At 37.1% G+C, this 14,482-nt stretch carries 10 protein-coding genes; 3 read left to right on the forward strand and 7 right to left on the reverse strand.

From position 1 onward, the window contains the following. Window positions 1–8: 8 nt before the first annotated feature. Together M0R16_08445 and M0R16_08450 are read right to left on the reverse strand one after the other, a co-directional pair. On the reverse strand, window positions 9–362 hold the full coding sequence (locus M0R16_08445) for a hypothetical protein (GenBank protein ID MCK9612916.1): 354 nt from the start codon (window positions 360–362) through the stop codon (window positions 9–11). Between the two features lie 11 nt (window positions 363–373). Further along, complete coding sequence (locus M0R16_08450; GenBank protein ID MCK9612917.1) at window positions 374–1,792, reverse strand: T9SS type A sorting domain-containing protein; 1,419 nt, start codon at window positions 1,790–1,792, stop codon at window positions 374–376. A gap of 395 nt (window positions 1,793–2,187) precedes the next feature. On the opposite strand from M0R16_08450, the gene M0R16_08455 reads away from it, so the two are divergent. Beyond that, window positions 2,188–3,636: a DUF5106 domain-containing protein gene (locus tag M0R16_08455; protein MCK9612918.1), complete on the forward strand. Its 1,449-nt coding sequence runs from the start codon at window positions 2,188–2,190 to the stop codon at window positions 3,634–3,636. Window positions 3,637–3,688: 52 nt separating this feature from the next. Continuing rightward, window positions 3,689–6,505, forward strand: a complete 2,817-nt coding sequence (locus M0R16_08460) for a prolyl oligopeptidase family serine peptidase (GenBank protein MCK9612919.1) — start codon at window positions 3,689–3,691, stop codon at window positions 6,503–6,505. A 19-nt stretch (window positions 6,506–6,524) separates the two neighbouring features. Here M0R16_08460 and M0R16_08465 read toward each other — a convergent pair whose 3' ends face one another. The 5 genes from M0R16_08465 to M0R16_08485 all read right to left on the reverse strand — a co-directional run bounded on the left by M0R16_08465 (window position 6,525) and on the right by M0R16_08485 (window position 12,521). Then, window positions 6,525–7,037 (reverse strand): hypothetical protein, encoded by a 513-nt coding sequence (locus tag M0R16_08465; GenBank protein ID MCK9612920.1) that lies wholly within the window; start codon window positions 7,035–7,037, stop codon window positions 6,525–6,527. A gap of 63 nt (window positions 7,038–7,100) precedes the next feature. After that, entirely contained in the window at window positions 7,101–7,571 is a 471-nt protein-coding gene (pyrI, locus tag M0R16_08470; GenBank protein ID MCK9612921.1) for an aspartate carbamoyltransferase regulatory subunit, read from the reverse strand. Between the two features lie 4 nt (window positions 7,572–7,575). Then, window positions 7,576–8,481: an aspartate carbamoyltransferase gene (gene pyrB, locus M0R16_08475; GenBank protein ID MCK9612922.1), complete on the reverse strand. Its 906-nt coding sequence runs from the start codon at window positions 8,479–8,481 to the stop codon at window positions 7,576–7,578. A gap of 89 nt (window positions 8,482–8,570) precedes the next feature. Beyond that, window positions 8,571–9,926, reverse strand: coding sequence for a cyclic 2,3-diphosphoglycerate synthase (locus tag M0R16_08480; GenBank protein MCK9612923.1), 1,356 nt, complete (start codon window positions 9,924–9,926; stop codon window positions 8,571–8,573). A 243-nt stretch (window positions 9,927–10,169) separates the two neighbouring features. Then, window positions 10,170–12,521 (reverse strand): tetratricopeptide repeat protein, encoded by a 2,352-nt coding sequence (locus M0R16_08485; GenBank protein MCK9612924.1) that lies wholly within the window; start codon window positions 12,519–12,521, stop codon window positions 10,170–10,172. A gap of 430 nt (window positions 12,522–12,951) precedes the next feature. Between M0R16_08485 and M0R16_08490 the strand changes: the two genes are divergently transcribed. Then, entirely contained in the window at window positions 12,952–14,358 is a 1,407-nt protein-coding gene (locus tag M0R16_08490; GenBank protein ID MCK9612925.1) for an amidophosphoribosyltransferase, read from the forward strand. The last annotated feature ends 124 nt before the right edge of the window (window positions 14,359–14,482 follow it).

Genomic DNA, 14,482 nt, shown 5'->3' on the forward strand with positions numbered 1-14,482 from the left:
GCTTACTGTTAACTGATTTTCCCATCATGCACCACCCGCTGCGCATACATCGGGTGCTGGCCGAGGTATTTTTCGTTGAATAGATAAAGGTTGTCTGGGTTATCGATTGCTGGGGCGTGTAAATCATATTCCAAATGTGGATCGCTATTCCCAAAATCGAAATCATGTTTCGGCAAAGTTGTTATTATAGGATTTGAAGGGTTCATAAAATTAATCATTTTAGAACCAGTGGCAGTAGGATAAGTATCTCCTGAAAAGGGTAATAGCATGGATTGATTTTGAGCAAATAATCCGCATTGAATTGACCAGATAACAAAAAATAAAATGCCTTTGGCATGCCTGATTTTTTCTAAAGATTTCATTGTATTAAAATTTAATATATGATTATTTTATTAGTAACAATTTTCTTTTTTTCTGTAAATCGAATAAAGTATATACCCTTTTGACATTTTGATAAATCAATCAATAACTTGTCCTGAGTTTCAGTGTTAACATGATTCTTATAAACTACCTGCCCTTGCAAATTAAAGATTTGTACAGAACAATTTTTATCGGCAATATCCTCCCATTGTATTGTAAATAATCCATCAGAAGGATTAGGATATACTTTTAATGAACTACCTGTCAATATTATTTTTTCAAATCCTGAAACACCATTCTCATCTGTCTTAATTAAATAAACATCATAATAATTGCTAAAACTTTTTGTATAACCAGCGATGATGTAACCATTATCATTTGTTTGTTGTACAGAGCCGCCCCAATCATAACCCATACCTCCATATGTTTTAGTCCATTGAACAAGTCCATTTTCATCAGTTTTTATAATAAACACATCCCCACCTCCTGCACCATAACTTTGTGTTGAACCTACTATTATAAAGCCATTTTCATTAGTAAGTAATATATCTGCACCAGTTTCATTATTAGTGCCACCATATATTTTTGTAAAAAGTGAATCACCGTTTGCATCAACTTTTAATAATTTAATATCTGAGAAACTACCTGCCTCTGTAAAGGTTCCCAATACGGCATATCCTCCATCAATTGTACTAATAATTGTTGAGCCATAAGATAATCCTATCCGAAATTCATATTTTTTTTCCCATAACAAGTCTCCCATATTATTGGTTTTAATTAGTACCATGTTCTTACTACTCGACATATCAAATCCCGATATAATAAATCCGCCATCAATCGTCTGTAAAACAGAATATCCATTGTTAAACGCAGTTCCACCATAAGTTTTTGTCCAAATAGTATCTCCTGTTCCATTAGTTTTTATTAGATATATATTGCCTGTCCCGATACCATAACTCATAGTTCCACCAGTAACTATGTAGCTATTATCATTGCAAACATCAACTCCAGATGCTCCATCATCCTGCACCCCTCCATAAGTTTTAAACCATAGTGAGTCTCCATTACTGTCAATCTTCATCAAAAAAGCATCTGATGCACCCGCTCCAAAACTGGATGTCTCACCTGTAATTACATAGCAATTATCAAGAGTTTTTTTCATATCAAGTGGGGCGTCCCACCCGTTTCCCCCATAGGTCTTTGTCCAAAGTTCATTTCCATTTGCATCGGTTTTTAGAATATAAATATCATTTGAGCCATTACCATAGCTCATAGTTCTTCCGGCAATAATATATCCTCCATCATCTGTTTGTAATACGCTGCTGCCTCCATCATCGTATTGGCCGCCATAATACCTCTGAAACTTTATCTGCGCCCCCGCCATTTGCGAAAGCAAAAGTGTCACAATAAGTAAAAAGGTTTTTGGTTTCATAATGTGATTTTTTTATAAATATTAATTGTGCCTAGTTATGTAAACTAAATGTTAATAAATGAGGTAAATATGGTTTTATTTTAAATTCAAAAAATAATTTTATGTGTTTTTTTATACCATTTATAATACAAATACTTACAAAAATATGAGGTTTGAAATATTATAAAATTAATTGTTACCATTAATCAAGGTATATAAGATATTTATGGGGCAAATATAATATATGAAATATTAAAAAGCAAGTAAAGTATGGATTTGTAGCACGTCTTTGCTTCGACAGGTTCAGCAAGCATGTACTATTTCACTTTGGTATTAGTATTCATAACTCTCAAAAAAATAAAATAAAATTTCTGTCGTTTTGTCTTTAGCATTAAATTTGTAAAAATTTTACAATTATGATATATTTCCTTACTAATATTATTCTTACTACACTTTTTGCAGGCAACATAGCATTACATCAGCCTTCCAGCCAGATAAGCAACCTACAATCAGGATATAAAATAAGGGCAAAAATAACCGGTGTGGCCGACAGCAATTGCTACCTCGGGCATTATTACGGGCAACACCAATATATTGACGATACTGCTAAAGCCAACTCTAAAGGGGAATTGTTATTTGAGGGTGCCGAACCTCTCCCCGGAGGCATATATTTTATTGTAACTCCTAAAAAAAGATTTTTTGAGTTTATTATCAATACAGAGCAGGAATTGACTCTTGAAACAGACACTTCTGATTTGGTTAAGAATATGAAGATAAAAGGTTCGAAAGAAAACCAATTATTTTATGAATACCTTAATTATGCTAATGAAGGACAAAAGATATTCAACAATCTGAGGAAGAAGTATGAATTGCTAAAAGACCATAAAGACTCACTCGAAGTAATTAAAACACAAATGGAAAAAGCTGAGTCTGATGTAAAAAATTATAAAATTGATTTTATAAAAAAACATCCGGATACATTTATTGCCAGGGTTTTTATAGCTTCACGCGACCCGGAACTTCCCGAGATACCCATACTTCCAAATGGAAGGCCGGATTCTGTTTTTCGTTACTATTACTTTAAAAATCATTACTGGGACAATATAGATTTTAGTGATGACAGAATACTTAGAACTCCCGTATTCTATAACCGCATCAACAATTATTTTACTAACCTGATTATGCAGCATCCTGATACCATTATTGCGGAAGCAGATAAAATTGTTGAGAAAGCACGTGCCAATAAAGAAATGTTTAAATATGTGGTGTGGTATCTTACTTATACTTATGAAACTTCCAAGATCATGGGGTTTGATGCTATTTTTGTCCACATGGTCGAAACCTATTATATGACAAACCAATGCTATTGGATGTCGGCTACCACATTGGAAAATATTGTAAAACGTGCAAAAAAATTTAAACCCATATTACTTGGCAAAGAAGCCCCTCCTCTGATTATGCAGGACACCAGCCTTCAGTTGCAATCCCTTTATGCCATTAAAGCCGCATATACCGTATTATTGTTCTGGGACTATGAATGCGGGCATTGTAAAACTGAAATTCCCAAGCTTGTTGAATTATATAAAACAAAAAAATCGGAATTAGGTATAGAGGTATTTGCTGTTTGTACAGATACCAACATGGCAGAGATGAAGAAATTCATACGAAAAAACAACATGCCTTTTATCAATGTAAACGGCCCGCGTGCCGTTACCCCGCACTTTGCCGAAACTTATGATATCTACAGTACGCCTGTAATATACCTGCTCGACGACAAAAAGAAGATTGTTGCCAAACGTATAGATTATGAACAGGTTGAGGAAATAATCCACTATGATATGAAGGCTAAAAGCCGTCAGAAATAATTTTGCAGGTTTTACTTTCTATGTTTTTTTATAGCTATCAAATTATCAGATTTTGAAAAAAAATTCATTTGTAACCTTCTGCGTTATTTTATGCTGCCTGACTCTAAAGGCACAGAATAACCCCAAAAAGGCATTAGACCATTCCGTTTACACTTCATGGAAAACCTTAAAAAATGTCCAAATCTCAAACGACGGCAAGTGGGTTTGTTATGAAATAAACCCGTTGAAAGGCGATGGATGGCTTTATTTTGTCAATCCTTCAAAAAACATAAAAGATTCTGTAAGCCGCGGATGTGATGCCCGTTTGTCTCACAATTCCGACTTTATCGTATTTAAAATTAAACAGCCGGAAGACACTATCAGAAAGCTGAAATTAAAGAAAACCAAGGATGAAGACCTTCCCAAAGATTCAGCAGGCGTATGGATAATGAAAACAAGAACACTGAAAAAATTCGATAATGTAAAATCATATAAAACAGGCAAAGAGGGAGGTGGATGGATTGCCATACTGCTTGAAGAGAAAAAAGAAAAAAAATCGCAAAAAGACTCAACAGAAAGCGCAGATAGCACCCAAAACAAAAAAACAGAAATAAAAAAAGAAAAGAAAAAATCGCCTAAGCAAACGGGCACGGACCTGTTAATATACCATCCTCACAACGAAATCATTTTAACCAATAAATTAGTAACAGAGTATGATTTTTCAAAAAACGGTGCTTTGCTCTCTATGATTTCCGTTAAAAAAGATTCTGTTGACAGTGTGGCGGTTTCTGTTTTTACTGCTGATAAAAACAAGATTGATACTGTTTTTAAGATGAATGGTATCGCTAAAAACATTGCTTCCGATGAGGCGGGAAAACAAATGGTTTTTCAGTATTCGTCCGATACAGGAAAGGTGAAACAATACGTGATGAATTACTGGAACCACATGCTGAATCACCCAAAAACTATAATAGATACCATAAATAAGAGTTTCCCTCAAAACTGGAATATGAGCGATAATCAGCAGCCCTGGTTTTCGGAAGACGGTGAATTTATTTATTTTGGCACAGCCCAACATTCAATACAGGAGCAGGAAGACACCCTGCTTGAAGAAGAAAAAGTGAAACTCGATTTATGGAGTTGGACAGACGGGCGCCTGCAGACAGAGCAGCTTAAAAGCCTCGATAAGGATAAGAAAAAAACATATCTTGCCGTTTTTTCATTACGCGATGCTGTTATGGTGCAACTGGCGGATTCCCTTATTGATAAAGTCAGGATCTTGAAAAAAAATACAGGCATTGCTCACGCATCAGCAGGAATTCCTTATCAGAAACTTTATTCGTGGGAAACACCCTCTTATGCTGACCATTATATCGTAGATGTAACAAACGGGAATAAAAAACTAGTACTAAAAAAACATCAGTATGATGTTATGATTTCACCTTTCGGCAATTTCCTATTGTATTATAATAGTGATGATTCAACATGGAATGCCTATTCGGTGAAAAATAATACGCATACATGCCTCACAAAAAATATTCCTGTAAATTTTTATGATGAAGAAAATGATGCCCCTGAAGAGCCTTCTCCTTATGGTGTTGCAGGTTGGGCGGAAAATGATGCCTGTGTTTTTATTTATGACAAATACGATATCTGGAAGATAGATCCGCTGATGGCTGTTGCCCCTGTCAACATTACAAAAAACGGCAGGAGCAATAAACTTGAATACCGTTTTGTCCGCACCGATAAAGATGCTGAATTTATTGATATAAAAAATCCAATGCTTCTGAGTGTGTTCGACACACAGACGCGTAGCAGCGGTTTTGCAGCACTTAATCTGAAAAAAAACGAAGCACCGCAAAAACTAATATTCGGGGACTTCCAGATGAATTTTATTGCCAAAGTAAAAAACGCCGACAAGGTGCTTTTCAGCAAACAGTCGTTTATTCAATATCCTGATGTTTTATATAGCGGTATGGATTTTTCAAAACCCATACAGGTTTCGGATGCCAATCCACAGCAGCAAAACTATTACTGGGGAAGTGTGGAACTTGTTCATTGGACTTCTTATAACGGTATTCCACTGGAGGGTTTATTATACAAACCCGAAAATTTTGATGCTACTAAGAAATATCCCGTTATCGTATATTTTTATGAACGCTATGCCGACCAGCTTAACTCACATTGGATACCATCGCCGAGCCGTTCGATTATCAATCCTGCAATATACTGCAGTAACGGGTATGTTGTTTTTATGCCTGATATCAGGTACAAGTCCGGATACCCGGGGCCTTCGGCATACGATTGTGTGGTGAGCGGCTCCGAATACATAAAAACTTTCGGCTTTGTTGACAAAGACAATATCGGCATACAGGGCCAGAGCTGGGGGGGATATCAGGTGGCATACCTTGTTACGCAGACAAATATTTACAAAGCTGCCATGGCGGGCGCCGCCGTTACCAATATGACCAGCGCCTATGGCGGTATACGTTGGGAATCAGGCATGAGCCGCATGTTTCAGTATGAAGAATCTCAGAGCAGGATAGGGGCCACCCTTTGGGAAAAACCAGAATTATATATGCAGAATTCTCCTTTGTTTTATGCCGACAAAGTGACAACGCCTTTGCTGATGATGAACAACGACAACGATGGTGCTGTGCCATGGTATCAAGGTATAGAATTTTTCAGCGCCCTGCGCCGCCTCGATAAGCCTGTGTGGATGCTCAATTATAACAACGATGCACACAACCTCGAAAAGTGGCCAAACCGTATTGACCTAAGCATAAGAATGAAACAATTTTTTGACCATTACCTTAAAGGAGAACCTATGCCAGAGTGGATGAAAAACGGAATACCTGCTTTGGAAAAAGGAAAAACACTTGGTTACTAAAGAACAGAATATTTCGTCTTTATAACTTTTTGAGCGCTTTCATCGCCCTGTTGCGAAAGCCAGCAGAAGCCTCGTCCATGCTAAACTCCAATGATGCTCTAAATTCTGGTTTTAACTCCGGCTCATACTTACAAAACTTTTCAATAATAGCGATGCAGTAATACCTTATTGCAATTGCTTCTTTGGGGGAGATAAGCCAGTCAAAACATGTCTGTAAGAGCATTGCATTATCTTTTACAAGGTTGAAGTCAATTAATTCTGTAATTATCTTTAGAAAATTTCTTTTAACGCCATCAACTTCCGACTTTACAGTTTTTTCAATTACTTCCTCAAGGTATGATAAAATCAATGAAGGATTTTTCTCACAACACAATTGAACCACGCGTGCAGCTCTCATGCAGAGGGGATAGGGTTCATTAAAACAGAGATTTAACACAAAAGCAAAATGTTCGGGATTATTGCCTACGGCTTCCACAGCCATATCTGCTGTATTTCTCCCCGAATCATACAAACCCGAAGCAAAATCAGGCAACTTATTTGTTTTTTTATCCAAACTTAAAACTCTAACTCTTAACTGTTTACTGTTTACTGTTAACTATTTAAACACCATATTTTTCTTCTCAGTAATCTTCTCGCAATAATGGCATTTCAGTTTGGATTCATCCTTATTTATCACTTTAAATTTTGTAGGGACATCTTCAACATTTGTGATGCAGTTAGGGTTTACACATTTTACAAATTCGTTGATATCATCCGGAATTTCAACTTTCTTTTTTTCAACAACATGATAGTCTTTGATAACAATGAGGGTTGCAGAGGGGGCCACCAGAGCTATTTTGTTGATTTCAATGGGTTCAAAAAACTTATTGCTTACTTTGATGATGCCTTTTTTTCCGTATTTGCTACTATCGAGGTTGGTGCCGAAAAGGATTTGCTGGTCTATCAGGTCAAGATTAAGGATTCTGATAACCTGAAAAACACTCTGAGTCGGGATGTGGTCAATAACGGTTCCGTTTTCTATGGCAGAAACCACAAGCTCTTTTCTTGGTTTATTATTTGCTTCCATTTTTTTAAACTCCTAAGATTAATTTTAACAATGCCTGGCGTACAAACAAGCCGTTTAATGCCTGCTGGAAATAATATGCCTGTGGCATTTTGTCCACATCTTCATCTATTTCATTCACACGCGGCAGGGGATGCAGTATTTTTAAATTTGGTTTTGTGTCTGTTAACAGACTTTTACTTAAAACATAAGAATTCTTAACTTTTTCATATTCAATGGGGTCGGAAAAACGTTCGCGTTGTATGCGCGTCATATAAATAATATCAGCTTTAGGAATCGCTTCACTCAGTTCGGTGTATTGGTAATACTCCAGTTTTTTTTCTTTGATGTGCATTTTGACCGAGCTGGGAAGTTTCAGTTCCAGCGGGGAAACCAGATGATAACGGCAATTGAAGTTGGTCATGGCAATAACCAGAGAATGCACAGTGCGCCCATATTTCAGGTCGCCAACAAACACGATGTCGAGCTTATCGAGTTTGCCCTGTGTTTTTCGAATTGAATAAAGGTCGAGCAGGCATTGTGTCGGGTGCTGGTTGGCTCCGTCGCCAGCATTGATGATAGGTTTGGACCCTACTTCGCTCGCATATCTGGCGCTGCCTTCCTTTGGGTGTCTCATTACTATCAGGTCGGAATAGTTGCAAACGGTAAGAATAGTGTCTTTCAGGGATTCGCCTTTTTTAACGCTTGAGCTGGAGGCATCAGAAAAACCAATGACTTTTCCGCCAAGGTAATTCACAGCGCTTTCAAAGCTTAGGCGTGTGCGTGTGGAGGGTTCAAAGAATAAAGTAGCGACCACTTTGCCGTTGAGAATGTTCTGAACGGGTTCACGTTCAAAGGTCTCGGCTGTGTCGAGCACATTAATGTAATCTTCTTTGGTGAAGTCATCAATGGATATTAAGCTTCTGTTTTTCATTATTTGGTGTTTACGTTATTGTGGGTTTTCAAAAATACTTTTTTTTAATATAAAGATAAAAAAAAAAGGCGACTTTCGTCGCCTGAATTTTACTGACAGCATGAGCATCCGCTCTTAACCAGGTTGTGTTTTACCAGAAAATCTCCGATAACATCTTCGAGGTTGGGGCGTCCTATTTCCTGCAGGTCATAACCAACTTTCACCGTAGGTTTGTTAATTTTTACGATACGGTTCAGGTCAATGGGTGTGGCAATCACAACAGCGTCGCATGGTGTGGCGGCTATGGTCTTTTCCAGGTCTGCTATTTGTTGTTCACCGTACCCCATGGCTGGCAAAAGTGTTCCAATGTTGGGATAAATTTTAAATGTTTCTGCCAGTTTGCCAACGGCATAGGCTCTTGGGTCAACCAGTTCGGCAGCACCGAATTTCATAGCTGCCACTGTGCCTGCACCGATTTTCATTTCACCGTGGGTGAGGGTAGGGCCGTCTTCTACAACAAGAACTTTTTTACCTTTAATCAGTTCAGGCTTATCTACCGTCAGTGGCGAGGCACCGTCAATTACAACAGCTTTTGGATTTACCTTGCTGATGCTTTCGCGAACAGTTTGAATATTCTCGGGAGCTGCGCTGTCCATTTTGTTAATTACAACTACGTCAGACAGGCGTAGGGTAGTTTCACCAGGATAATATTTTAACTCATGCCCGGGACGATGCGGGTCAACAACAGTGATGAATAAATCCGTTTTGTAAAATGAAAAATCATTGTTGCCACCATCCCATAATATCACATCGGCTTCTTTTTCAGCTTCACGTAAAATGGCTTCGTAATCAACGCCGGAATAAATCACATTACCACGGACCACATGTGGTTCGTATTCTTCCATTTCTTCGATGGTGCATTTGTGTTTTTTGAGGTCTTCCACTGTGGCAAAACGTTGTACTTTTTGTGCGTTGAGGTCTCCATAAGGCATGGGGTGACGAATGGCAACAACCTTAAGCCCCATATCCATCAAAATCTCAATAACGCGGCGTGATGTCTGGCTTTTGCCACAACCTGTGCGCACAGCACAAACGGCAATCATAGGTTTGCTGCTTTTTACCTGAGTTTGTTTCGGTCCAAGCAACATAAAATCAGCGCCGGCAGTATTTACAATGGCGCTAATGCCCATAACTTTCTGGTAAGTAACATCGCTGTATGCAAATACGCAGATATCTGCATTGAGCTCTTTTATCAGTTTGGGCAAATCATTTTCCAGATATATTGGAATGCCATCAGGATAGAGGTTTCCGGCAAGTTCTTTGGGATACTTTCTTCCTGCAATGTCAGGAATTTGTGCGGCTGTAAAGGCAACAACATTGTATGCTTCGTTTCCCCTGAAGTAGGTGTTGAAATTATGAAAATCCCTACCCGCAGCTCCAATAATAATAACATTTTTTCGGTTCATATATATTTTTTTGGTTTGTATATAATGTTTTATGCAAAGATATAGCTTTAAGTATTAAGAAATTAAAGAGATTGAAAATTTTTTTATTCTGTAACGGTTAATAAACCTTATAAGTCAGCAGGGGCAAAGTATAGGTAATAATCAATAAAATATCATTTTAAAATAAAAATTTGTTAGATATTTAGATTAATACCTTATTTATTCTCTAAAAGAAATAATTTATATTTATAGATGCAAAGAATTTTATTTCAACTTTTTTATTCTTTTCAGATATTCCTTGGTAAAAAAGCTGTACCATTTGTCGTTGTTGGTATATTCGGCAACAGTAAGTTTGGGATTTAAGGTATTTCCGGCTTTAAAATCCCTGATGGCATAAGCATTTCCCAACGCCACTTGCTGAAATTTTGTTGCTGATTTTACAGTATTACGTTGCTTCAGCATTTTAAGCAAAAACAAGGCATTTTCAATTTCTCCCTTATCCGTCAGCCATGTGAGCCCATAAGAAACAAAAGCAGATTCATAATTGGAAATGTACAGATGCAGCGGCAAATGAGAGATACCATAATCACTGATTTCATTTTCATTAAAATAAGCCGTTAGCTTATTGTATGTTTCAATGGCTTTCAGATAATTATTGTTTTTAACAAACTCATGACATTGATTATACTGTATTTGATAATTTGCAGGTTTTTCCGCATTAGCTAAGCCTTTTTTGGCAAGCATATCGCTGATGCCGCAATCAAGGTTGTTTTCAATGACTTTAAGGGCTTCAGAATATAATGATAGTGCTGTAATGTAATTGTTGGCGTTTTCATCTTTTATTGCCGAAGCAATTTTGGTGTCGTATTCTTTTTGGGCATTCGCACATTCCTGGCTGAATATGGCTTTTTTAAGGTTTTCTATCCGCAGGGATAGTGTTTCATCGTTCTGCAACTCATAATTTTTTTGCTCATCAATCACTTGTTTTAATATATTTCTGGCTTTTTTGAGGTTATTGTCAGTCACATCTTTTTCTGCTATGTCAAGGTCGAGCAACATCACTTCCTTCTTTGAATTTTTAAGCAGTTCGGGAAGCAGGCGGTCTTTTTTTACAGGGTATTCATCTTCAATAGATTTTGCGTATAAAAACTCTTTAAAAGCTTCCCGAAAGTTTTTGGCTATCATTTTTTCTTTTCCCCTTCGCATTGCAAGGTAATATTGTTCAATGCGTACTTTTTGCATCAGCTCCAGTGCATCCTGATTCTCTGTAATATAAGTTGAATATTTTTGCTTGTAATTTAAAGCCTTTGATGTTTCGGATTCCGCTTCGTCATAATTTTTTTTATTAAAAAGATTTTCGGCTGTTGTGATATAGGACGCATAAATCCCTTTATGGCAGTCCCTTTTGATTAGCTCAATGGTATCATTACAGGTGACGGATGAAATGCTGTTGCAGAATGTTTCTGCTTTACCCACAGCAGTGAGTGCCTCGGTATATTTGTTGTCCAACAGCAGCCCTGCAGCAATATTCATGTCATACCACTGTATGGCATTCGCCAGATCGTATGCTGCACGGAGTGTGGCATTGTCAAAATTTTTAAAAGAAAACAATTTCTGAAGTTCTTTTTTGGCGTCTTCCACTTTATTGTTTTCGTATGCAATCAGTGCTATATAAAATTGTGATGGCCCAAACACAGGATTATAAGCCAACGATTTTTCAAAAGCATTTTTTGCTTCCTGAATCTTTTTATTGTTGTATAAATTTACTCCTTTATTGTAATATGCTTCATGAATTACAGATTTGGTGTAGTCAAGCTGGCTTTGAATCTGCTGATGGTTTTTAGCGATGTCAAAAAGTTTACTACTAAGTTTCAGGGGGTCGAAAGATTCAATATGAAGTGCTTTCCAAAAAGCTGCGCCGGCGATATTGTCTGTTTTAGCTTTCAGGCTGTTCATCAGTGCTTGCGTTTTTTCAAGATTCTCAAAATCATTGGAGTTGATGGTAGATAGTTGCTTACTTATATTATCAAGGTCAAGGTCTGCAAGATAATATTCGTCCACAAGCACGGCTTTTGTTCTAAAACGGTTGCGCGACTCATTGTCATAATAGAACTTGGTGGTGTGCACAAGGAAGTTATATGAGTTTGCAAAAATGGAGTCATTATAAAACAATACCGTTTCGTTATATGCAGGAGAGAAATTGGTTCTGGGCTGTGTGAACTCGGCGATGGCAGGGCCGTTTTTACGACTCAGCGTGGAAGTAAATTCGTATTTTGAAGGAAACACTACCTCTGACATGTTAAAACCTTTGTAAAAAATATCGCCGTTAAACAGGATGTTTTGATATTCAACAAATATTTTTACAGTGTTTTTTTCCCGGGTTATTTTTACATTTTCATCTATAGTAAAAGTTATCTTCGTTTGATGTACGGGTTTGGGGATAAATTTTGCGATAACGTCTATAAACTCGTTGATAACCTGTTGGCTTTCTTCGTTATTATTGATATATGAAAGCAGGTATGACTTAGTCTGATCCGACTGGAATAATATCTGTGTTTGTGCTCCTGCATTGAAGCAATAACAAATGAGCATTAGCAGTAAAATGCGTATTTTCATATCAAGGTTTTGTAATGTTTTCTATTGCAAAAATAGCAATTTTAACAGAAGTTGTTTTATATAAGCATACAGGATTTACACACTTAAGTTACAAACAGAAACAATGTTTATGTTTTACAAAATAATTGTTAAATAGCAGATTAATAAGACTCATTGTTGACATTTATCTTTGAAGTCTTGATAAGGTGTAACGAATTAAAAATGAGGCTGCCTTTAAAGTTATTATTGTGATAACTTTTAGGGCAGTTTCAATTTATGTAATTTGATGACAGTTATGCCCGAGGAATTTGTCTTTAATAATGTATAATCTGCTAGTTTAGGGAAAAATCTTAAACAGGCCATTATAAAAGAGTTAAAAAAAACTAATAACTTTCTTATTTTTAAAGACGGATAATAATTATTTTTGACCTCAATTTATAAATTAAAAAATATGAGTGGTTTTTTTGGATGTGTTTCAAAAGAAGATTGTGTTAAAGATGTATATTACGGTACTGATTACCACAGTCACCTCGGCACAAAAAGAGCGGGGATGGTTTTTTATTCTAAAGAAAAAGGTTTTCAGCGTGCCATTCACAGTCTTGAGGATGGTTATTTCAGAAATAAATTTGAAGAAAATCTAAAAAATTTTAAAGGCAATATTGGAATTGGTGTCATCAGTGATACAGAGTCGCAACCAATAATAGTTTCTTCACATCTGGGATGGTTTGCAGTTGCTACGGTAGCCAAAATTGCGAATATCGATGAGCTGCAGGCGCGTTTTATGAAGCAGCACCGTTTGTTCACTGAAATAAGCCAGGGAGCTATAAATTCAACTGAACTTGTGGCTATGCTGATAGCTGATAAAGATGATTTTGTGTCAGGGATAGAACATGTGTATGAAACTGTTAAAGGATCCTGTTCCATGCTGATAATCACTTCGGATGGTATTTATGCGGCAAGGGACAAACTTGGCCGAACACCTATAGTAATTGGAAAAACGGACAACGCTTTTGCTGCCAGTTTTGAGACCATTGCTTTCCCGAACCTAGGTTTTGAAATAGATAAATATCTGGGTCCGGGCGAAATTGTTAAGATAACTGCCGAAGGTTGTGAACAACTCCGTAAACCTAATGATAAAATGCAAGTATGCTCTTTTTTATGGGTCTATTATGGCTATCCTCCCTCGTATTACGAAGGCATCAATGTTGATGAGTGCCGTTATAATTGTGGGAAAGCGCTGGGAAAAGATGATACTGTGGAAGCCGACTTTGTTGCAGGAATACCCGATTCTGGAATCGGCCATGCTTATGGTTACAGCAATCAAAGACAACTACCCTTAAAGAGGCCGTACATCAAATATACACCCACATGGCCGCGTAGTTTTATGCCACAAAATCAAGTTACAAGAGACCTTGTAGCAAAAATGAAACTTATTGCAAATAATTCTATAATTAAAGGGAAAGGAGGAGTATTTCTGGATGATTCAATTGTAAGGGGTACCCAACTAAAAGATAATGTACGTGCTTTATGTATAGCAGGAATTAGTGAAGTGCACATGCGCATCGCTTGCCCGCCGCTGACATACCCCTGCCTGTTTTTGAATTTCAGCCGTTCCCGTTCCAACCTTGACCTGGCAACACATACTGCCGTAAAACAATTGCTCGGGAAAGAAAACACGGATATGACAGCATTTTCGAATTGCACTACCGAAGATTATAAAGCAATGGTGGAGCAAATAAAGCGGAATATGGGATTCACATCACTTGCATTCCAGAAACTCAATGCTCTTGTTGATGCCATTGGCCTTCCAAAAGAGAAACTTTGTACTCATTGCTGGGACGGCAGCAGTTACTTTTAATTTCTTGGGGATTTAATAAACAGTTTAACGCACTATTGGACAATTGCAGATAGACACTGAATTATTTGATATAATATAAAACAAATTTTTTCTCAGTAATAAATTAGAAGAGGCTGTTTCGGTT

This window comes from Bacteroidales bacterium, from assembly GCA_023228145.1.
GTDB lineage: Bacteria > Bacteroidota > Bacteroidia > Bacteroidales > CAIWKO01 > CAIWKO01.

Bases quoted from the DNA above. Each gene is read 5' to 3' on its own strand.
- M0R16_08445 (MCK9612916.1), bottom strand. From the start codon at position 362: ATGAAATCTTTAGAAAAAATCAGGCATGCCAAAGGCATTTTATTTTTT.
- M0R16_08450 (MCK9612917.1), bottom strand. From the start codon at position 1,792: ATGAAACCAAAAACCTTTTTACTTATTGTGACACTTTTGCTTTCGCAA.
- M0R16_08455 (MCK9612918.1), top strand. From the start codon at position 2,188: ATGATATATTTCCTTACTAATATTATTCTTACTACACTTTTTGCAGGC.
- pyrI (MCK9612921.1), bottom strand. From the start codon at position 7,571: ATGGAAGCAAATAATAAACCAAGAAAAGAGCTTGTGGTTTCTGCCATA.
- pyrB (MCK9612922.1), bottom strand. From the start codon at position 8,481: ATGAAAAACAGAAGCTTAATATCCATTGATGACTTCACCAAAGAAGAT.
- M0R16_08480 (MCK9612923.1), bottom strand. From the start codon at position 9,926: ATGAACCGAAAAAATGTTATTATTATTGGAGCTGCGGGTAGGGATTTT.
- M0R16_08485 (MCK9612924.1), bottom strand. From the start codon at position 12,521: ATGAAAATACGCATTTTACTGCTAATGCTCATTTGTTATTGCTTCAAT.
- M0R16_08490 (MCK9612925.1), top strand. From the start codon at position 12,952: ATGAGTGGTTTTTTTGGATGTGTTTCAAAAGAAGATTGTGTTAAAGAT.